Raw genomic sequence first — 18,281 nt, 5'->3', positions numbered from 1 at the left:
CATCTTCGAGAACATTGCGTCAGGCCGATAGTGGCCTGATTGCATGGGGATTGCCGCTATGGTCACCCGAGGTTTCTCTTCAGGACGGCGCCCGCCAGCCGATGGCGATGCCCGCATCCCGCCAGGCCAGTATCTGGAACAGGGTTTCCCGGTGCTGTCGGCCGGTCCGACGCCGCGCGTGCGTACCGAGGATTGGTCTTTCACGCTGAAACATGGGCCACGCCCGATCAAGAAATGGAACTGGACCGAGTTCAACGCGCTGCCGATGACCAAGATGACACGCGATATCCATTGCGTGACAGCATGGACCAAGTTCGACACGCCGTGGCAGGGCGTGCTGGTCGACGATATCCTTGCCGATGCGGGTGTGGAGCCGCCGACCGGCTTCACGCTGGCGCACGCGTTCGACGGCTACACCACCAACGTGCCGGTCAAGGACCTCACCGCCGGCAAGGCCATGGTGGCGCTGCTCTACGAAGGCAAGCCGATCACACCGGACCATGGCGGCCCGGCAAGGCTGCTGGTGCCGCATCTTTATTTCTGGAAGTCGGCCAAATGGTTGAACGGCCTGCAATTCACCACGCGAGACGAGCCCGGTTTCTGGGAATTGCGTGGCTACCATATCTATGGCGACCCATGGCGCGAGCAGCGCTACACGGACGATCCATGAGCGATGCGGCGGCAGTGCAGTCGCCCTGGCAAACAGCCGGCATCGTCCGCATCGAAAAGCGCACGCCGCGTGTCACCAGCTTCTTTTTCCAGCCGTCTCGGCCCTTCGCCTATCGCGCCGGGCAGCATGTCGACGTCAGGCTGACGGCGCCGGACGGCTATCAGGCGCGCCGCTCCTATTCCATCGCCTCCGCGCCCGAAACGAGCGGCGCAATCGAACTGGCGATCGAAAAACTCGACGATGGCGAGGTCTCGCCCTTCTTCCACGAGGTCGCGGCAGTGGGCGATGAAATCGAACTGCGCGGGCCGCTTGGCGGGCATTTCGTCTGGCCGGAGGATGAGAGTGGACCGCTTGTTCTGGTCGGCGGCGGTTCGGGCGTCGTGCCCTTGATGTCGATGCTCCGCCACCGCGCCGCGCGTAATTCAGCGGTGCCCGTCGTCCTGGTCTTTTCGGTCCGGGTCTGGGACGAAGTGATCTTTCGTCACGAGTTGATCGCCCTCGACGAACGCCAGGACGGCTTCGACCTGATGCTGACACTGACGCGCGAAGCCGCACGCCGTCCAGCCGACTATGCGCGGCGGGTAGACGTCGCGATGATGGTTCAAGCCATGACGCGGCTGCCGGAGCCGCCTGGCATCGCCTTCGTCTGCGGCTCCAACGCCTTCGTTTCCGCGGCCGCCCAAGCGCTGATCGATGCCGGCGTTGCAGCGGAAATCATTCGCACCGAACGCTACGGAGTTTGAACGGACTCTGGCGGTTCGGTCGAGACACGATGCTTCAAGCCTTGAAAATCGACCGATGAGGTAATACCTTGTCGGAATATGGTATTACCAAGGAGTGAAGATGGCCACCACCGTCACGGCAAAGGGACAAGTGACCATTCCCAAACCCGTCCGCGACCTCCTGGGGATCGTCCCGGGCAGCAGAGTCGATTTCCGGCGCGCCGCCGATGGCAGCGTGGTGTTGGCTCGGGTTGACAGAAAGCCGCCTGCGAGCCGCTTCGCCAATCTGCGCGGCCATGCCGGCGAGGGGCTCACGACCGAGGCTATCATGGCGCTGACGCGTGGCGGAGCGTGACGTTCGTCGACACCAACGTTCTGCTCGACCTTGTTACGGACGATCCCAATTGGGCGGGCTGGTCGATCGCGCAACTCGAGGCGGCAAGCCTCGATGGGCCATTGTTGATCAATGATGCGGTCTATGCAGAACTTGCCGTTCGCTACATCAGAATCGAGGATCTTGAGGCATTTCTGGATGCGGCTGGTCTCGAAATGGCTCCGATGCCAAGAGCCGCCCTTTTCCTTGCTGGAAAGGTATTCACGCAATACCGCCGATCAGGAGGATCGAGGACCGGCGTCTTGCCTGACTTCTTCATCGGCGCACATGCCGCCGTCACCAAGCTTCCGCTTCTGACCCGTGATGTCGGCCGCTACCAGACCTATTTCCCATCCTTGAGGCTGATCACTCCCGACGCCTTATAGCTGCCGGGTGAGCCTTCCTTCAGCCGACCGGAAAGAAATCCGCCGACAGCAACTGGAAAGGCAAGGCGCCATAGGCGGCCACCGTGGCCGCGTCGTTCCACTCGCGAAACTGTCGCGATGGTCGCGCCTCGAGCGTCAAGGCAACTCGCGCGCCGCCGAGAGTCACCTTGCCGCGAAAATGCAGCACGCGTTCCCTGCCGGACCGGCTGATGGCCATGGCGCGCAGGCGGGCAATATGCTCGCCACCGTCATTGATCTCCATCTCGATGCGGCGCCGGACCGGCGGAACGCCGATCCTGACGGTGATTTCGAGCATCATGTCGCCGGTCGTTTGCGGACAGGCGATGGCCTGCGAAAACACCAGAGGCGCCGATGCTGCTTGAGGCTTGCGCGCGGCCGATCTGCCGCGCCAAGGTGTGGCGGGCGGCTCCTGCTGCAACCGGCCCTTCTTCCGCTTCAGGCGCAACTGCTTGGCAAGCCCGCGCGACAGCCAGACAAGACCGCCGAAATCCGTGCGCGGCTTGGCTTGCAGAACCGACGACCAACGCGACAGGCCGGCCCCGTCGGCCATCTCCAAGATTCTGACCATTGTCGGTTCCGGCACCGGAATGCCGATCTCAAACGCCAGATAGGATAACGCCACCGCCGCTGGAACCGCCAGGCCGCGTCTGCCGACGATGTCGAGGAACATGTCCCAATCGACGTCTTCGCCATGGATGGCGACCGCGCAGTCGACAAGCCAGTCGCTGTGGGTATGGGCGTCGAGGCCGCCATGGGCGATGGCCAAGGCCATGCGATCGGCCGGCGACGGCACAAAGACCGCGACGCCGCTGAAGTGTGCCGGGACCGCCCGTTGCCAGATCGCCAGGTCGTCTTCCGCGCTCGTCTGCGACCCGTCATAGCCGAGCTGGTGCAGGTCGATGTCACCGAAACGGCCCTTGAAGAAGTTCATCGACCGCAGCGACGCCAACCGGGTTCGCAGATATTGCGCGCTGACGCCCGAGGCGATCTGCCAGTCGCGATCGCGCAAGATGTCGAAGACGGCAGCCATGTCGCGCGGGCGCACCAATATGTCGATATCATGCGCCACCCGGCCACGCTGCGCCGACGCGTTCAAGGCAATGCGGCTGGCGCCCTTTATCAGCATGATGTCGGCGCCGCCGTCGGCCATCGCCTTCAGCGCCGGCTCGGCCTCGCGCATCGCCATGCGCGACTTCGTCCACAGCATCTTCTGCAGGCCGACGAGGCGCGGATGGGCGGCATGCCCGGCCAGCTTCCTGCCGAACCTGTCGGAGATGGCGGCGAGCAGGCGATGTTCTCGAAACGAGACGAGATCGATGTCGTTCTCGTCCAGCCAGCGCGCGGCACAGGCAGCGGCCGCGTCCTCATCGGAGAGCAGCGCCGCCTTCAGCAACAGGTCCAGCTGGCCGGTGGGCCACGACCAGCCATAGTCCGGGAAGCGGCGGCCGATGCGGCGAACAGGCCTGGCGTTCAACTGGAACCTGCCTTGTTCTGGGCTCGCCGCTGCATGGCGAGCCTTGCGACCTGGAGATAGCCCCTGTCGCGTGCCGGATCGCGGCCGTAGGAAAGGCTGCCCGGACGGATGCGGCGCAATGCAAGCACGTCGTCGAGCATGGCAAGGGCAAGGCCTGCCTCACGAACCCGGGCGATCCAGTCGATCATCTCGCCGCGACCGCCTGGTGGGTCGATGATGGGACCGACGCTCTGCACCACCTCTTGGCGGATCATCATCGTCGTGCGCGACCAGCCAGCTCCACTGGTCGCATCGGGCAAATCGGGGCTGTCGCCGCGAAACGTCCGCCAATGCGTAAAGACGCCCGTTGTCCCGGGATGACGGTCGAGATGGACCAGCTGCTTTTCGATCTTGTCCGCCAACCACAAATCGTCGGCATCGAGCGTCGCGATGAGCGGCGTCGAGAGTGCCGCAATGCCACGGGTCGTTGCGCTGCCAGGTCCGGCATTGTCCTGTCGCAGCACAGTCACCGGCAGGTTCATCGCATCGATCACCGCAACCGTATCGTCGGTCGAACCGTCATCGACCACGACGATGGCGTCCGCCCTTGCCGTCTGGGCCAGGACGGAGTTCAGGGCCGCGCCGATGGTGGCGGCCGCGTTGAAAGCCGGAATGACGACGCCGTAGGCTGCCATCAAAGGAATCGCCACTGCGCGAGATCCTTGAAGTCGAAGATTCCCTCCACTCGGCGCAAGTTGGGGTCGGCCTTGCGACGCTTCATCGACTTGTGAATGGCGCGCATGAACTCGCGAAAGGGCACATCGGCTTCCTTGGTCATGTTGCCGGGATGACGCCTGTAGTAGAGGGCCACCGTATCGGGCATAACGTATTTTGTCTGGCTCTCAAAGATACGCAAAAGATAGTCGGTGTCCTCGGCCTGTTTGAAATCCTCGTCGAAACCTCCGGTGCGCTCGATGAGGTTTCGCGCAAAGATCCCGGCGGACAGGTGGATCCCTCGCACGGTGATGGAGTGGCTGTCGGCGGCCGGTTCCAGCGTCTCGCCATCTATCTTGTCGACCAGCGTCATGCGCGAATAGGTCAGGTCCAGGCCAGGATCTTCTCCGAAGCAGGCGAGATCCGCCTTGAAGCGCCCTGTCGGGGAGATGTCGTCCGAATCGAGAAACGACACCAGGCCGGTCTGCGGCAGCAACTGCTTCAGCCCGGCATTGCGCGCCTTTGTGACGCCGCCATTGCTCTGCTGGAAAAGACGAATGCACGGGGCCTCGTCGATCAACGACCGTACGACGGCTGCCGAACCATCGGTCGACCCATCGTCGATGACGATGATGTCGAGATCGATGTCTTCGCGCTGCCTGAGCAGCGAGCGCAGCGCGAGGCCAACGAATTGTTCGCGATTGTAGACCGGCATGATGACGCTCAGCTTCATGGGCGTCTCCGGCAGCGTTCCGGGCTTGGCTGATCCGACTTGATTGTGTCGAGCATCATAGCATCCGCCAATCGGTGGGACTCTTCAATTCGAAGATTCCCTGGACCTCTCGCCGTGCCGGATCGGCCTTGCGCCGCCGCATCGACTTGTGGATTGCACGCAAGTGGTTGCGGACCCTGCCGCTATGTTCCTTGGTGACATTTCCGGCATGGCGTCGGTAGTAGATCGCGACGGCGTCCAACAATTCGTAGTTCGGTCCCGCCTCGAAAACGCGCAGCAGATAGTCGGTATCCTCAGCCTGCTCGAAATCCTCATCGAACTCGCCCGTCCGGTCGACAAGCCCTCTGCTGAACACGGCGGCGCTCAGCGAAATTCCCCGAAGCGTCATCGTGCGGCTGTCGACTGCCGGTTTCAGCCGCTCATCGTCAATCCGATCAACCAGCGTCATCAGCGAGTAGGTTAGCTCGAGTCCGGGGTCTGCTCTGAAGCGCGCGAGGTCCTTCTTGAACCGTCCGGCCAGCGAGATGTCGTCAGAATCCAGAAACGAAACGAACTCCGCATCCGGCGGCAGTTGCCGCAGCCCGGCGTTGCGCGCCCTGGCCACGCCCATGTTGGATTGCTGGAACAGTCGGATACAGGGGTTTTCGCGCATCATCGAGCGCACGGCCCCAGCAGAGCCGTCGGTCGAGCCGTCGTCGATGACGATGATGTCGAGATCGGCGGCGTCCCGCTGCCGCACCAGCGAGCGCAATGCCGAAACGACATAGCGCTCACGGTTGTAGACGGGCATTATCACGCTCAGTTTCACGAAGCGCCCCGCGTGAGAAAGTCCGCAATCGTGCCGGCTATCTCCTGTGGCTGCGTCCCCAGCGACAGACGATAGCACGGCAGCAGGCGGGTCAGGTCGCTGAAGAAGCGAAAGCCGCTCTCCCGCTCGCCCGGCATCTGCGCTATGCCCGACGGCGCCAAGGCGATCATGGCATCCCTGCGCGACACCGGCACGATCGAACTTGCCTCGCCTCCGCCGATATGTGGCACCAGCAGCGCGACAATGTCGAGAGTTTCAGGCACCGGCCGGGGCGCGATGTCATCAATGTGAAAAGCATGCTTGCCTTGCCAGTTGAGCGGACCATGCGCCGGCAGCCGGTGCTTCAGCCCGAGCCGAGCGAATCCCTGGGGATCCTGCTTGAGTGTTGAAAACAGCGGGCGGGCAGTCAGGCCGTTGGAGAGGTCGACCAGTACATAGTCGTCGCCGACGCTGTCCAGTCCGTTGAGGAGGCCGGCGGCGACGGTTCCGGATTTCCCGGCCCCGCCCGCGCCGGCCAACAGCACGCCCTTGCCATTGGCGCCGAGCGTGCCGGCATGGGCAAGGCGCATGCCGCGCGCCGCATATTCCCAATGGAGGAAGGGGCGCAGCGGCGCTCCCGGCTCCCACGGTGGAAAGGCATCGGCCGAAGCCATCAACTGCACGCCAACGCGACGTTGCGGATCATAGAACTGCCAGAAATCCAGGTCGTGAAAATGGTTGCCGCGCAATCCGGCCTCCGCCAGCCGGGTGGCGAAGCCATGCTGCGTGAAGGGCCCCTGGCCCCAACTGACCGGTGCCGCGATGCCGTCTATGCCGGGATGTGCGACGAAGACGCGGCAGCTGTCGGCAGGCGTTCGGTTGCCCGGAGCCGTGACAAAGCCATGAGCGACGGCATCCGCCAATGCGCCGACGCTGACATGCGCGGTCAGATCCAGATGCGGCAAGCCCACCTTGCAGGTCAGCGGATAATGCGCGGCGCTGCTTTCTGCTTGCGCCAGGACATGGCGTGCGTAGTCAACCAAGTTTTCGAGAGTGACGTTCGGCATGGGTCTGCCTGTTCCGGAGCTGCCCGGCAACGAGAACCTGATGGGCGCTTCAGTTGGCCTGCTTCACCGCGGGCCAGCCGAGGGGCTCCTCGACCTCGTGGATGGGATCCACGACAATGAGATCGGCGAGATCGTCATGGATGTCGACCTTCAGGGGCTCTCTGGCAGCGGCGAGCTGAGCCAGCAATTCGCTTGGAGCCGGTCTTGCCACGCCATCGGTTACGGCCGCCAGCAAACCGAATTCGAGCAATTGTGAAACAAAGCCGTCAATCGCGGCGGCATCGAGGGCGCCAATGCCGGTCGCGGCGCCGACCAGTTCGGAGGCAGGCACGCCGGACGACAGTGCATCCCAAAGTCTGCTGCCTGAATCAGAGAAGCCGAAATATTTACCCGTGGTCAGGTCAAGAACGACGGCTTCGCCGTCGAAGGATTCAAAGACGATATCCTTGCTGGCAATGGCATAGATGCCGGATTGTCGCATGTTTGCTCCCCCGCCGAGCAGGCCGCGGAGATGATCTTCGGGCCTACGGTCAACCCCACCGTTGCAGGCGTCTAACCATTTGCAGGGTTTTTGGCAAGATGGCGCAGGCTCGGGGGCGAGCGCAGCCGGTCACGCTTCGATTTCAAGCGCAGAAAGCGGCTTCGAGCAACAGGCGAGGATAAAGCCGTCCTCGATTTCGTGATCGAGGATGCCGCCATTGTGACTCATCTCGACATCGCCCGCGACCTTCCTCACCTTGCAGGTGCCGCACAGGCCGAACTCGCAGGCGGCGGGAATCCGCACCCCAGAGGCGCGTGCCGTCTGCAGCACGGTCTGGCCGGCGACGCATTCGGCATCGACATCGGAAAGCGAAAACCGGATAGGTGTCACGGCCTCGACGGCAGCAGCAGCGCCGTCCTCCGCCGGCGGCGAGAACGGCGCCGGGATCTCCTCCACGGCAGGCGCAGCAAAGCTTTCCTGATGGTATTTCGCCATGTCGAAGCCGGCGGCGTCCAGCATGCCGCGCACGGCGCGCATGAAGGGATCGGGGCCGCAGCAGAAAATCTCGCGCTCGCGGAAATCGGGCGCCAGCAATGGCAGCCGGATCGCGTCGATGCGGCCCATATGGCCGAACCAGCCCTCGCGGCTCGACCGCTCCTCGATCATGAAGCCTAGCGACAGGCCGGGCATGCGGCTGCCGAGCAGCTCGAGTTCCTTGCGGAAAATGATCTCTTCCGGGCGACGCGCACAGTTGACGAAGCCGACATCTGTCCATGGCGCACAGTCGTTCAACCAGCGCAGCATCGACATCATCGGCGTCACGCCGGAGCCCGCCGAAATGAACAGATATTTGGCCGCCGGGTGGCTATGCAGCGAAAAATCACCGGTCGGCCCATAGGCCTTGACGTGCGAGCCCGGCGTCAGATGGTCGAACATCCAGCGCGTGCCGGTGCTGCCCGCCTGCGCCTTGACCGTCACCGCGATCGAGAATGGCCGCGACGGCGAGGACGACAGCGTGTAGGTGCGCATCAGCGGCCCGTCCAATGTCGGCAGTTCCAGCGTCACGAACTGGCCCGGCTTGTAGCGGAACCAGGTCTGGTTGTCGGAGCGGAAGGTGAAGGTCTTCACGTCCGGCGCTTCGTCGCTGACGCCGATCACTTCCAGCACCTGCAGCCGGTCGTTCCAGGGCGTCATCTGGTCGAGATGGCGATAGAGGCCAAGGTCCGTCATCGCATTCATCCTCTTGTCCCCTGAGCTAGGCGACGCTGCGCAGGGCCGGCCGGCCGCCTTCGGCAAGGCGCGGCCCGATGAACGACGCGTACCACTCGACGAACTGGATCACGCCGCCCTCATGCAGCTCCGAATAGGGGCCTGGTTCGTAGGCCGGCGACAGGATGCCGAAGGCGTTTTCCTCGACGATGCGGCGGTCCTGGTCGTTGGTCTCGGTCCAGACATGGGTGAGCTCAGCGAGGTCGTAGTCGACGCCTTCGACCGCATCCTTGTGGACGAGCCATTTCGTCGTCACCGCGGTTTCCGTGGCACTGATCGGCAGCACGCGGAAGGTGACGGCGTGGTCGCCGAGGATATGGTTCCAGGTGGTCGGATAGTGGTAGAGCAGCAAGGAGCCGATGCGGTCGGTTGAAACGCTGTCGGACAGGTTCTTCTGGACCGCCCGTTTTCCCGTCATGGTGTAGCTGACGGCATCGCGCAGCAGCGGCGCGCGGGTGGCGCGGTACTGCCCTGCCGGATCGATGCGGAATTTGCTCGGCAAGCCTGATGCCTCGCATCTGGCCCAGTGCGCGACCATTTCAGGGTCGCTGTCGGCGCCTTGGACGCCGGTCACGGTCGGAGCCTCGGGGAAGGTCTTGCACAGTTCGGGGTGATTGGCGACGCAGTGGTAGCACTCGCGGTTGTTTTCCCAGACCAGCTTCCAGTTGCCCTTCTCGATGATCGTGCTCTCAAAGGCGATCTTTGCCTCACGCAAACGGTGCGGCAAAAGATAAGGTTCGATCATCGCCCGCATCGGCGCGAAATCCGCCGGCTCCTTGGCCAGGCAGATGAAGATGTAGCCGCCGACGCTCTCGCAGGCGACCGGCTTCAGGCCGAAATCACTCTTGTCGAAACCGTCGGCCATCTGGCGGGCAAACAGCAGGCGGCCGTCCAGCTCATAGGTCCACTGATGATAGGGGCAGACGAGCTTTGCCGCCGTACCCTTTTCCGCGTTGCACACGCGGCTGCCGCGATGGCGGCAGGAATTGTGGAAGGCGTTGATCTTGCCTTGCTGGTCGCGGACAAGGACGACCGGATAGTCGCCGATCTGCACGGTGATGTAGCTGCCCGGCTTCGGCAGTTCGCAATCATGGCCGATGAACAGCCAGTCGCGATACCAGATCAGCTCCATGTCGAGCTTGAAGTAGTCTGGATCGGTGTAGAAGGGCTGCTCCAGCGAAAAGCCTTGCCGGCGCCCCTTCAGGAGCCTCAGCATGTCGTTGCGGGTATCCATGTCCTGTCCTCGTTTCTAAGGACTGAACTGGTGGTGATGGAGGAAGGATTGAAACGCAGGCCGGCTAGGTGCCGGACATGCGCTATCCACCTCTTGACCGCCCACCGCGATCAGTCGAGTCTAAAAATCTCGGGCTGGTTTCCGGGCTCTGGAGTTGTCCTTGCGGACCATCGCGACACCTTCCCAGGCAGTTGCCCAGTGGTCTCCCGTTGCGACTTGAACTCCACCACCGTTGCGGGGGCAGCGCCGGATTCTGACCGGCTTCCCAATTCTCCGCCTCGTCGTCACGAAGCGGCACCTGAGATGGGTATGATCTAACCACGATCGCTGGCGCGCCGTCGGCATGAAAACGACATCGTATCCATGCGGCGCGACACGGCATGCGAAACGTCACCGCAGATCGTCGCGGGCCGAAATCCCGCCTCCCGGGCGGCCATTTGCCGGCTGCGATCTTCCCGAGTCCGACCCTTGGCGGGGGTCAAAAAAGGTTAACGGTTTCGAAAAGTGACTATTAGCTTGACCTAAAATCGAACCGAACGGTTCGTTTCTGTTGACGGTGCGTGCAGGATGGTGTGAACGCCGGGCCTTTGAAACAGTCAGTGATCCATCGGATGGTTAAACTTAACATGCTGATATAGAAAGCAAAAATGTATCTCTAGATTCCCCTGGCACAATTTCAAGGTGTGGATTCATGGTCCACACGGAACAACTTCGTGATTGGAAAAGGCGGGGTTGCCCTCCCACATCGGGGTTGTCCGAACGACGCGATTTCATTTCCAAGACACGCCGCTAGACGGACGGAAAAAGACGATACTGGAGTACAAAAATGAAAAAGATCATTCTCACTGCCGCAGCCCTTCTGGCCATTTCCGGCAGCGCCTTCGCTGGTAGCGACCACTACGGTTCGAACGCCGCGGCAGCCACTGCTGTCGACAGCTCGTACACCGCTTCGACCAAGAAGTCGGAACCGGCTGCTCAGGCGCCTGCCCAGGGTGCTGACCACAACCTCTTCGGCAACAACTAACAGCCGATTCCCAGTCGACGGCGGGCTCGCCCGCTGCCCTGGCGAAATTCAGACATTCGAAATTCAGACATTCAGGAGTATTTAAGATGAACAAGATCCTCATTGCTGCCGCCGCCGTTCTGGCCATCACCGGCAGCGCTTTCGCGGGCAGCGACAACTACGGTTCGAACGGCGCCAACCAGCCTGCCGCCGCTGTGGACCAGTCGTACACGGCTTCCACCAAGACCTCGGAACCGGCTGCCCAGACACCCGCTCAGGGCAGCGATCGTAACCTCTTCGGTCGCTAAAACCAATTTCGCAAGCGACGGCAGCTGTGTCTGCCGTCTGGCGAAATCCAGAATTCAGGAGACTAAAATGAACAAGATCCTTATTGCTGCCGCCGCCGTTCTGGCCATCACCGGCAGTGCTTTCGCCGGCAGCGACAACTTTGGCTCCAACGGCGCCAACCAGCCTGCGGTTACTTCGGTTGACAGCGCGCATACGAGCTCGGTCCGCAACAGCGGTGGCCTCGTCGAGAAGCTGCTCAATTCGTCGGGCGACGTAGAGAAGTCCGCTCCTCAGGGCAGCGACCGGAATCTCTTCGGCCGTTAACAGCCGAAGCTGATCTTCAAAAAAAGAGCGGCGGGCCTGGCCCGCTGCTCTTTTTTGTCCAAGACGCGGTTCTGCCTCAGGCCGCCTTCGCTTCAGCCTCATGAAGGGCAAACGACCGTCCGTCAGCGTCGAAGAGATGCAGGTCCTCGCCATTGGCGCTCAGCCGCAATGTCGAACCGCGCTTGACCTCGACATTGCCGGGCAGCTTGGTCACCAGCGGCAGGTCGGCGCGACCGATGTCGACATAGACCAGCTGCACCTCGCCGAGCTGCTCGACATAGTCGACCGTCCCCTCGAACAGATAGTCCGCGCCGCTGGCGATGATCAGGTCCTCCGGCCGCACGCCAAAACTCACCGCAGCGCCCTTTGCCGAAGCCGGCGTCGCGATCGGCACGGTTGCCTTGCGTCCGCCGACATGGCTGACGACGGTCGGATTGCCTGATTTGTCGATGGTTGCGGGCAGGATATTCATGGCCGGCGAGCCGATGAATTGCGCAACGAACAGATTGCCGGGCTTCTTGTAGAGGTCCATCGGCGTGCCGACCTGCTCGATATGGCCGTCCTTGAGCACCACGATGCGGTCGGCGAGCGTCATTGCCTCGACCTGGTCGTGGGTGACGTAGATCATGGTCGTGTTGGGCATCGATTCCTTGAGCTTGGCGATTTCGATGCGGGTGGCGACTCGCAGCGCCGCATCAAGGTTCGAAAGCGGCTCGTCGAACAGGAACACCTTCGGATTGCGCACGATGGCCCGGCCGATGGCGACGCGCTGGCGCTGGCCGCCCGACATCGCCTTGGGCAGGCGGTCGAGATATTTGGTCAGCTGCAGGATCTCGGCGGCCTGACGCACGCGGCGGTCGATCTCGGCCTTGTTCTCTTTGCCGATCTTCATCGAGAACGCCATGTTGTCGTAGACGGTCATGTGCGGGTAGAGCGCGTAGGACTGGAACACCATGGCGATGCCCCGTTTCGACGGCGGCACGTCGTTCACCACTTCGCCGGCTATTCTGAGCTCGCCGGAGGTGATTTCCTCGAGCCCGGCGATCGATCTCAGCAATGTCGACTTGCCGCAGCCCGACGGGCCGACGAAGACGATGAACTCGCCCGATTTAATATCGAGGTCGATGCCGTGGAGAATGTTCAGATTGCCGTAGGACTTCTTCACTTGTCTTAGCGTGACATCGGCCATTTGGTTTCCTCCAGTGATTGGAATTCAGTCGAGACGCCCGAACCAGGCGCCGTAGCCGCCAAGCTCGATGGAACCGCTGTTCGCCTGCCCCGAAAATCCGTGCCCGGGCAGAGGTTGCAGCGATCGGCCGCCAAGGTCAACCTTGGCCGGCCCGGCTCCCAGATTGAAGACGCAGACGATCTGCTCGTTGCCTGCGCGGCGCGTGAAGGCGACGGTGTCGCCCTCACTTTCGATGAAGGTGATGTCGCCCTTGGCGAGCGCCGGATGGGCACGCCGGAAGGTGAGAAAGCGCCGGTAGTGCTCGAGCAGCGAAGCCTCGTCGCCCTGCTGGACATTGACCGCTTGCGCCAGATGCTTGGCCGGCACCGGCAGCCAGGGCTTTGCCTGGGAGAAGCCGCCATTCTTGGCGCTGCCATCCCACACCATCGGTGTGCGGCAGCCGTCGCGGCCCTTGAATTCCGGCCAGAAGCGGATGCCATAGGGATCCTGCAGATCCTCGAACCGCAGCTCTGCCTCACCGAGCCCAAGCTCCTCGCCCTGGTAGATGCAGACCGAACCGCGCAACGACATCAGCAGCGCCGAGATGACCTTGAGGTAGGCGGTCGGGTCGGCCTCATTGGCGGCCCAGCGCGAGGCCGGGCGCATCACGTCGTGGTTGGAGAAGGCCCAGCACGACCAGCCGTCGCTGGCGACTTTGCCGAAGGATTCCAGCACCGAGCGGACCTTGCCCGCGCTGATCTTTTCCGGCGCCAGGAAATCGAAGGAGTAGCACATGTGCACGCGCTTGCCGCCTGCGGTGTAGGCGGCAACCACTTCAAGCCCGCGCTGCGAATCGCCGACCTCGCCGACCGCTGCGGTTGCCGGATACTCATCGAGCAGGGCACGGAACCGTTCGAGGAAGCCGAGGTTCTCGGGCCGGCTCTTGTCGTAGAGATGGTCCTGGTAGTTGTAGGGGTTGACCGCCGGCGCGGTCTGGTCGTTGCGCTCTTCCGGCGGCAGCGGCGGATTATTTTCCAGGCCCTGGCTGTGGAAGTAGAAATTGATGGTATCGAGCCGGAAACCGTCGACGCCGCGCTCCAGCCAGAAGCGGGTGACGTCGAGCAATGCGTCCTGGACTTCGTGGTTGTGAAAGTTGAGGTCGGGCTGTTCGGCCAGGAAATTGTGCATGTAATATTGCTGGCGGCTGGTGTCCCATTGCCACGCCGAGCCGCCGAAGATCGACAGCCAGTTGTTGGGCGGTGTGCCGTCCGGCCTGGCGTCTGCCCAGACGTACCAGTCGGCTTTCGGGTTGCTGCGGCTCGACCGGCTTTCCTTGAACCAGGGATGACTGTCGGCAGTGTGCGACAGCACCTCGTCGATCATCACCTTCAAGCCCAGCCTGTGTGCCTCGGCGGTCAGCGCGTCGAAATCGGCCAGCGTGCCGAACATCGGATCGACATCGCAGTAATCCGTCACGTCATAGCCGAAATCCTTCATCGGCGACTTGAAGAACGGCGAGATCCAGATGGCATCCGCGCCGAGTGCGGCGATGTAGGAGAGGCGGCCTATGATGCCCTTGAGATCGCCGATGCCGTCGCCATTCGAGTCCTGATAGCTGCGCGGATAGATCTGGTAGATCACCGCGCCCCGCCACCAGTCGCGATCGATGGCGAGGTCAGGCTTCGAGCTGGCCTTCAAAGCGGATTGCATCGTCTCAGCCTCCTTTCACCGAGCCGGCAAGCAGCCCGCGGACAAAATAGCGCTGCAGCGAGAAGAACACGATCAGCGGTACGATGATGGTCACGAAAGCCGATGTCGTCAGAATCTCCCAGTCGCCGCCGCGCGAGCCCAACAGCGCGTTGAGCTTGGCGGTCAGCACGATCTGGTCTGCCTCTGTACCGAGGAAAACCATCGCCACCAGCAGATCGTTCCATACCCACAGGAACTGGAAGATGGCAAACGAAGCCAGCACCGGGAACGACAGCGGCAAGACGATCTTGACGAAGATCTCGAAATCGCTGGCGCCATCAATGCGCGCCGATTCCATGATTTCGCGCGGCAGGCCGGCAATGTAGCTGCGCAGCAGGTAGATGGCGAAGGGCAGGCCGAAGCCGGTATGCGCCAGCCAGATGCCGAGATAGGTCTTCGACGGCATGCCGAAGAAAGCGCCGACGCCGTTGTAGAGCTTCAACAGCGGGATCAGCGACATCTGCAATGGCACCACCAGCAGGCCGATGATGACGGCGATCAGCAGCGCCCGGCCGGGAAACCGCATCCAGGCCAGCGCATAGGCGGCAAAGGCGGCGATCAGGATCGGGATGACGGTAGCCGGAATGGTGACGGTCAGGGAATTCATGAATGACCGTCCGATGCCTTCGGAGAACAGCACGGTTCTGTAATTGTCGGTGGTGAATTTCGGCGGCGCCGACGAAGCATAATAGACGCGCTGGCCGCGATCGCCTTCGAATGCTTTCGGGGAATGCATGATGAAGCTGCCGTCGGCATTGAGCTGCAAGGTCACGCCGTCGCCGAGCTCGGCTGTGGTGCCGGCGGGATATTGCGTCGGTGCCGCCGATTTGACTCCGAAGGCGCTGATGTCGCGCTTGGCGCCGTCGCCGAAGATATTGCCTTCGAGGACGAACTTGCCGTCCTTCTCGACTTGCGCCGAGGCGGGCGGCAGCCGGCCGGCTTCCGTCTGGGTGGAACTGGCGAACGAGTTCCACCATCCCGAGGCAATGATCTGGTTCTTGTCACGCAGCGACGAGACCAGGATGCCGAGGGTCGGTATGGTCCAGATCGCGACGAAGATGAGCACGGCGATGTGGACGCCAAAACGGCTGGCGAAGGAATTTCCGGTCGCGACGGCCATCTCAATGTCCTCCCGTCTCTTTGTTCGCCTGGCGGATGTTCCAGACCATGATCGGAATGACGGCAATCATGATGATGATGGCGATGGTGGCGCCGCGGCCGAAATCGCCGCCGCCGCGGAACATCCAGTCGAACATCAGGTTGGCCAGCACCTGGCTGTTCCACTGGCCGTTGGTCATGGTCAGCACGATGTCGAACACTTTGAGCACCAGGATGGTGATCGTGGTCCAGACCACGGCGATGGTGCCCCAAATCTGCGGCACCATGATCTTCCAGAAGATCTGGAACGGATTGGCGCCGTCGATGACGGCGGCTTCCAGCGTTTCTTCGGGAATGCCGCGCAGGGCGGAAGACAGGATGACCATGGCAAAGCCGGTCTGGATCCAGATCAGGATGATCATCAGGAAGAAATTGTTCCAGAACGGCAGCGATATCCAGACCTGCGGCTGGCCGCCGAAATGCTGGATGATGGCGTTGAGGATGCCGATCTGCGTCTGGCCGTCGCCCCGATACTCGTAGATGAATTTCCAGATCACACTGGCGCCGACGAAGGAGATCGCCAGCGGCAGGAAGATCAGGCTCTTGGCGATCGTGCCCCACCAGATCTTGTCGGTGAGCACGGCGATGATCAGGCTAAGGAAGGTGCAGGCGGCCGGCACCACCGCCAGCCAGATGATGTTGTTGAGGATCGAGTTGCGGAACTCGCGATCGCCGAACGCCCATTGATAGTTCGCCAGGCCGACGAAATTGATGCCGCTGCGATCGAGAAAAGATAGCCGCAGCGTCTCGACCACCGGATAGATCAGGTAAATGGTGAGGATGATCATCGCCGGGCCGACGAACAGCCATGGCCTGACCAGCCCTTGCCGGCGCAGATTGTCGATGGCCGCGGCACCCGCGACGCCGCGTGACGGGAATATCAGGTCGACCAGTTTGTTGGCGCCCCAGAAATAGGCGACGCAACCGCCGACCCCGACGATGATGACTGTTATGGCCGAGAAAATCTGAGCCGCCATGGGTCCCTCTCCCCCTGCGCATGACCCGACAAGGAATGACCTTGGTGACGGGGACCAGGCGCCGATTCAGTTGTTTGGAGCGCGTCATCGGCGGCTTGCGCACATTGCCGATCGCGCTTCATGTCAATGCGCTCATGACGAAAGGCTGCGGCACGGGCCGCCGTCGGATCCGGGCCAGTACGGCCCGGATCCAGTGCGAGAATGGTTGGTCGCTTACGTGCCGGCCGCCTACTTGATGGCGTCCCAGCTCTTCTGGATATCGGTGGCGACGTCCTGTGCGGACTTGCCGCCGACCAGGTCGATCATGCCGGTCCAGAAGGCGCCGGCGCCGATCTTGCCTGGCATCAGGTCGGAACCGTCGAAGCGGAAGGTCGAGGCATTGGCGAGGATTTCGCCCTGCTTCTTCAGAGCGTCGCTGGCATAGGCATCCTTGTTGACCGACTTGAGCGGCGTCACGAAGCCCCCTTCGGCCATCCAGATCTCGTGGGCGAGCGGCATCTTCAGGAATTCGATGAACGCGCGCGCACTCTTGCTGTCCTTGGTGATCATCGCCAGCGTACCGGCACCGAGCACCGGCGTGCCCAGGTCGGGCTTGGAGGCATAGGGCGGGAAGTAGAAGAAGTCCGCGTCCTGGCCGACCTTGGTGCCTTCCGGGAAGAAGGTCGGGATGAACGATGCCTGATGGTGCAGGTAGCATTTCGGCGGCACCGAAAAGAGGCCCTTTGGACTGTCGCGGAAATCGGTTGCCGCAACCGCCTTTGCGCCGCCGTCGACCATCTTGTCGTCGGTCGCGATCTTGCCGAAAATGTCGATGGCGTTGACCACTGCGGGGTCGTTGAACGGGATCTCGTTCTTCACCCATTTGTCGTAGACCTCCGGAGGCTGGGTGCGCAGCATCAGGTCTTCGACCCAGTCGGTCGCCGGCCAGCCGGTGGCGCCGCCGGAGCCGAGGCCGATGCACCACGGCTTGCCGCCATCGGCGATGATCTTCTTTTCGAGATCGGCGAGTTCTTCCTGCGTCTTCGGCACTTTGTAGCCGGCTTCCTCGAAATTATCCGGCGAATACCAGACCAGCGACTTCACGTCAGCCTTGTAAGGGAAGGCGAAGAAGCCCGGCTTGCCGTCCTTGTCCTTGAAGGTGCCGAGATCGACCCATGACTGGCCGGCACCGTAATTGTCCTTGACCCATTTGGCGGTGTCGTCACCGAGCGGCGTCAAAAGGCCCTTCGACGCCAGGTCCTGGATGAGCCCCGGCTGCGGCAGCACGGCGATGTTCGGCGGGCTGCCGGCCTGCGTGTCGATGACGATCTGCTGCTCGTAATTCTCCGAGGAGGAGTATTTGATCTCGACGCCGGTGGCTTCCGAGAAATAGTCGAGAACGCCACGCACCAGGCCTTCGTCCTCGCCGCGCCACGGTCCGAAGATCGACAGCGTCTCACCCTTGAGGTCGACTTTCTTGAGCTCTTCGTAGTTCGCCCAGTTGAAGCGCTTGTCTTCGCCGGGCTTGAACTTCAGTTCGGCCTGCGCGGGCGCGTTCAGGGCGAACGTGGCGAACGCAGCACCCAGCAAAAGCATTTTCTTCATCGGTATTCCTCCCAGTGGGTCTCACACACCGGACGGAACCTCCATTCCGCCCGCTGACGCCGCAGGACTGTGACTCAGTCGGAAAGGAACCGCAACCTTTCGAAGAGTCTTCCAAAGCGC

At 62.3% G+C, this 18,281-nt stretch carries 20 protein-coding genes and 1 riboswitch; of the genes, 7 read left to right on the top strand and 13 right to left on the bottom strand.

Features of this window, described 5'->3' with window-relative positions:
- Positions 1 to 58 precede the first annotated feature (58 nt).
- The 4 genes from NKJ67_RS02280 (at position 59) to NKJ67_RS02265 (ending at position 2,151) form a co-directional block, all read left to right on the top strand.
- Positions 59 to 670: a sulfite oxidase-like oxidoreductase gene (locus tag NKJ67_RS02280; protein WP_127267352.1), complete on the top strand. Its 612-nt coding sequence runs from the start codon at positions 59 to 61 to the stop codon at positions 668 to 670.
- Complete coding sequence (locus tag NKJ67_RS02275) at positions 667 to 1,413, top strand: FAD-binding oxidoreductase (RefSeq protein WP_127320468.1); 747 nt, start codon at positions 667 to 669, stop codon at positions 1,411 to 1,413. Before NKJ67_RS02280 ends, NKJ67_RS02275 begins: the two co-directional genes overlap by 4 nt.
- Positions 1,414 to 1,513: 100 nt before the next feature.
- Positions 1,514 to 1,747, top strand: coding sequence for an AbrB/MazE/SpoVT family DNA-binding domain-containing protein (locus NKJ67_RS02270; RefSeq protein WP_127267350.1), 234 nt, complete (start codon positions 1,514 to 1,516; stop codon positions 1,745 to 1,747).
- Positions 1,744 to 2,151 (top strand): type II toxin-antitoxin system VapC family toxin, encoded by a 408-nt coding sequence (locus NKJ67_RS02265; protein ID WP_127267349.1) that lies wholly within the window; start codon positions 1,744 to 1,746, stop codon positions 2,149 to 2,151. The genes NKJ67_RS02270 and NKJ67_RS02265 overlap by 4 nt, the downstream gene beginning before the upstream one ends.
- 19 nt (positions 2,152 to 2,170) lie before the next feature.
- Here NKJ67_RS02265 and NKJ67_RS02260 read toward each other — a convergent pair whose 3' ends face one another.
- From NKJ67_RS02260 to NKJ67_RS02225, 8 genes are all read right to left on the bottom strand, one after another.
- Positions 2,171 to 3,646: a nucleotidyltransferase family protein gene (locus NKJ67_RS02260; protein ID WP_352580279.1), complete on the bottom strand. Its 1,476-nt coding sequence runs from the start codon at positions 3,644 to 3,646 to the stop codon at positions 2,171 to 2,173.
- Positions 3,643 to 4,320, bottom strand: a complete 678-nt coding sequence (locus NKJ67_RS02255) for a glycosyltransferase family 2 protein (protein WP_352580278.1) — start codon at positions 4,318 to 4,320, stop codon at positions 3,643 to 3,645. The genes NKJ67_RS02260 and NKJ67_RS02255 overlap by 4 nt, the downstream gene beginning before the upstream one ends.
- Positions 4,320 to 5,072: a glycosyltransferase family 2 protein gene (locus NKJ67_RS02250; RefSeq protein ID WP_256746628.1), complete on the bottom strand. Its 753-nt coding sequence runs from the start codon at positions 5,070 to 5,072 to the stop codon at positions 4,320 to 4,322. The genes NKJ67_RS02255 and NKJ67_RS02250 overlap by 1 nt, the downstream gene beginning before the upstream one ends.
- A 55-nt stretch (positions 5,073 to 5,127) precedes the next feature.
- Positions 5,128 to 5,880 carry a glycosyltransferase family 2 protein gene (locus NKJ67_RS02245; protein WP_352580276.1) on the bottom strand — a complete coding sequence of 251 codons (753 nt, stop codon included), beginning with the start codon at positions 5,878 to 5,880 and terminating at the stop codon, positions 5,128 to 5,130.
- The gene (locus NKJ67_RS02240) at positions 5,877 to 6,926 is read right to left on the bottom strand and encodes a serine kinase (RefSeq protein ID WP_352580275.1); all 1,050 of its coding nucleotides are present in this window, start codon (positions 6,924 to 6,926) and stop codon (positions 5,877 to 5,879) included. The genes NKJ67_RS02245 and NKJ67_RS02240 overlap by 4 nt, the downstream gene beginning before the upstream one ends.
- Positions 6,927 to 6,975: 49 nt before the next feature.
- Entirely contained in the window at positions 6,976 to 7,407 is a 432-nt protein-coding gene (locus NKJ67_RS02235) for a PqqD family protein (RefSeq protein ID WP_127267344.1), read from the bottom strand.
- 129 nt (positions 7,408 to 7,536) lie between these two features.
- A complete protein-coding gene (locus NKJ67_RS02230; protein ID WP_127267343.1) occupies positions 7,537 to 8,637 on the bottom strand; it encodes an FAD-binding oxidoreductase in 1,101 nt (366 codons plus the stop codon).
- A gap of 25 nt (positions 8,638 to 8,662) precedes the next feature.
- Complete coding sequence (locus NKJ67_RS02225; RefSeq protein ID WP_352580274.1) at positions 8,663 to 9,910, bottom strand: aromatic ring-hydroxylating oxygenase subunit alpha; 1,248 nt, start codon at positions 9,908 to 9,910, stop codon at positions 8,663 to 8,665.
- A gap of 115 nt (positions 9,911 to 10,025) precedes the next feature.
- Positions 10,026 to 10,227, bottom strand: a riboswitch (cobalamin riboswitch).
- A 509-nt stretch (positions 10,228 to 10,736) separates the two neighbouring features.
- Here NKJ67_RS02225 and NKJ67_RS02220 point away from each other — a divergent pair.
- The 3 genes from NKJ67_RS02220 to NKJ67_RS02210 all read left to right on the top strand — a co-directional run bounded on the left by NKJ67_RS02220 (position 10,737) and on the right by NKJ67_RS02210 (position 11,525).
- Positions 10,737 to 10,934, top strand: a complete 198-nt coding sequence (locus NKJ67_RS02220) for a DUF680 domain-containing protein (protein ID WP_027039902.1) — start codon at positions 10,737 to 10,739, stop codon at positions 10,932 to 10,934.
- An 86-nt stretch (positions 10,935 to 11,020) separates the two neighbouring features.
- On the top strand, positions 11,021 to 11,221 hold the full coding sequence (locus NKJ67_RS02215; protein ID WP_127267341.1) for a DUF680 domain-containing protein: 201 nt from the start codon (positions 11,021 to 11,023) through the stop codon (positions 11,219 to 11,221).
- Positions 11,222 to 11,288: 67 nt separating this feature from the next.
- Positions 11,289 to 11,525, top strand: coding sequence for a DUF680 domain-containing protein (locus NKJ67_RS02210; RefSeq protein WP_023813652.1), 237 nt, complete (start codon positions 11,289 to 11,291; stop codon positions 11,523 to 11,525).
- Positions 11,526 to 11,601: 76 nt separating this feature from the next.
- Here the strand turns inward: NKJ67_RS02210 and NKJ67_RS02205 are convergent, their stop codons facing one another.
- From NKJ67_RS02205 to NKJ67_RS02185, 5 genes are all read right to left on the bottom strand, one after another.
- Complete coding sequence (locus NKJ67_RS02205; RefSeq protein ID WP_127267787.1) at positions 11,602 to 12,714, bottom strand: ABC transporter ATP-binding protein; 1,113 nt, start codon at positions 12,712 to 12,714, stop codon at positions 11,602 to 11,604.
- A 24-nt stretch (positions 12,715 to 12,738) separates the two neighbouring features.
- Positions 12,739 to 14,403 (bottom strand): beta-galactosidase BglA, encoded by a 1,665-nt coding sequence (gene bglA / locus NKJ67_RS02200; RefSeq protein WP_127267788.1) that lies wholly within the window; start codon positions 14,401 to 14,403, stop codon positions 12,739 to 12,741.
- Positions 14,404 to 14,407: 4 nt separating this feature from the next.
- On the bottom strand, positions 14,408 to 15,562 hold the full coding sequence (locus NKJ67_RS02195) for a carbohydrate ABC transporter permease (RefSeq protein ID WP_352580272.1): 1,155 nt from the start codon (positions 15,560 to 15,562) through the stop codon (positions 14,408 to 14,410).
- Position 15,563: 1 nt separating this feature from the next.
- Positions 15,564 to 16,577: a carbohydrate ABC transporter permease gene (locus tag NKJ67_RS02190; protein ID WP_352580271.1), complete on the bottom strand. Its 1,014-nt coding sequence runs from the start codon at positions 16,575 to 16,577 to the stop codon at positions 15,564 to 15,566.
- A gap of 228 nt (positions 16,578 to 16,805) precedes the next feature.
- Positions 16,806 to 18,161, bottom strand: coding sequence for an ABC transporter substrate-binding protein (locus NKJ67_RS02185; RefSeq protein ID WP_127328570.1), 1,356 nt, complete (start codon positions 18,159 to 18,161; stop codon positions 16,806 to 16,808).
- Positions 18,162 to 18,281 lie beyond the last annotated feature (120 nt).

This window comes from Mesorhizobium sp. M0088, assembly GCF_040322895.1.
Taxonomy (GTDB): domain Bacteria; phylum Pseudomonadota; class Alphaproteobacteria; order Rhizobiales; family Rhizobiaceae; genus Mesorhizobium.
This window is presented reverse-complemented; position numbering and strand designations above follow the sequence as displayed.

Coding starts and splice junctions, on each gene's coding strand:
- NKJ67_RS02280 (WP_127267352.1), top strand. CDS start 59: ATGGTCACCCGAGGTTTCTCTTCAGGACGGCGCCCGCCAGCCGATGGC.
- NKJ67_RS02275 (WP_127320468.1), top strand. CDS start 667: ATGAGCGATGCGGCGGCAGTGCAGTCGCCCTGGCAAACAGCCGGCATC.
- NKJ67_RS02270 (WP_127267350.1), top strand. CDS start 1,514: ATGGCCACCACCGTCACGGCAAAGGGACAAGTGACCATTCCCAAACCC.
- NKJ67_RS02255 (WP_352580278.1), bottom strand. CDS start 4,320: ATGGCAGCCTACGGCGTCGTCATTCCGGCTTTCAACGCGGCCGCCACC.
- NKJ67_RS02250 (WP_256746628.1), bottom strand. CDS start 5,072: ATGAAGCTGAGCGTCATCATGCCGGTCTACAATCGCGAACAATTCGTT.
- NKJ67_RS02240 (WP_352580275.1), bottom strand. CDS start 6,926: ATGCCGAACGTCACTCTCGAAAACTTGGTTGACTACGCACGCCATGTC.
- NKJ67_RS02235 (WP_127267344.1), bottom strand. CDS start 7,407: ATGCGACAATCCGGCATCTATGCCATTGCCAGCAAGGATATCGTCTTT.
- NKJ67_RS02230 (WP_127267343.1), bottom strand. CDS start 8,637: ATGACGGACCTTGGCCTCTATCGCCATCTCGACCAGATGACGCCCTGG.
- NKJ67_RS02225 (WP_352580274.1), bottom strand. CDS start 9,910: ATGGATACCCGCAACGACATGCTGAGGCTCCTGAAGGGGCGCCGGCAA.
- NKJ67_RS02220 (WP_027039902.1), top strand. CDS start 10,737: ATGAAAAAGATCATTCTCACTGCCGCAGCCCTTCTGGCCATTTCCGGC.
- NKJ67_RS02215 (WP_127267341.1), top strand. CDS start 11,021: ATGAACAAGATCCTCATTGCTGCCGCCGCCGTTCTGGCCATCACCGGC.
- NKJ67_RS02210 (WP_023813652.1), top strand. CDS start 11,289: ATGAACAAGATCCTTATTGCTGCCGCCGCCGTTCTGGCCATCACCGGC.
- NKJ67_RS02205 (WP_127267787.1), bottom strand. CDS start 12,714: ATGGCCGATGTCACGCTAAGACAAGTGAAGAAGTCCTACGGCAATCTG.
- bglA (WP_127267788.1), bottom strand. CDS start 14,403: ATGCAATCCGCTTTGAAGGCCAGCTCGAAGCCTGACCTCGCCATCGAT.
- NKJ67_RS02195 (WP_352580272.1), bottom strand. CDS start 15,562: ATGGCCGTCGCGACCGGAAATTCCTTCGCCAGCCGTTTTGGCGTCCAC.
- NKJ67_RS02190 (WP_352580271.1), bottom strand. CDS start 16,577: ATGGCGGCTCAGATTTTCTCGGCCATAACAGTCATCATCGTCGGGGTC.
- NKJ67_RS02185 (WP_127328570.1), bottom strand. CDS start 18,161: ATGAAGAAAATGCTTTTGCTGGGTGCTGCGTTCGCCACGTTCGCCCTG.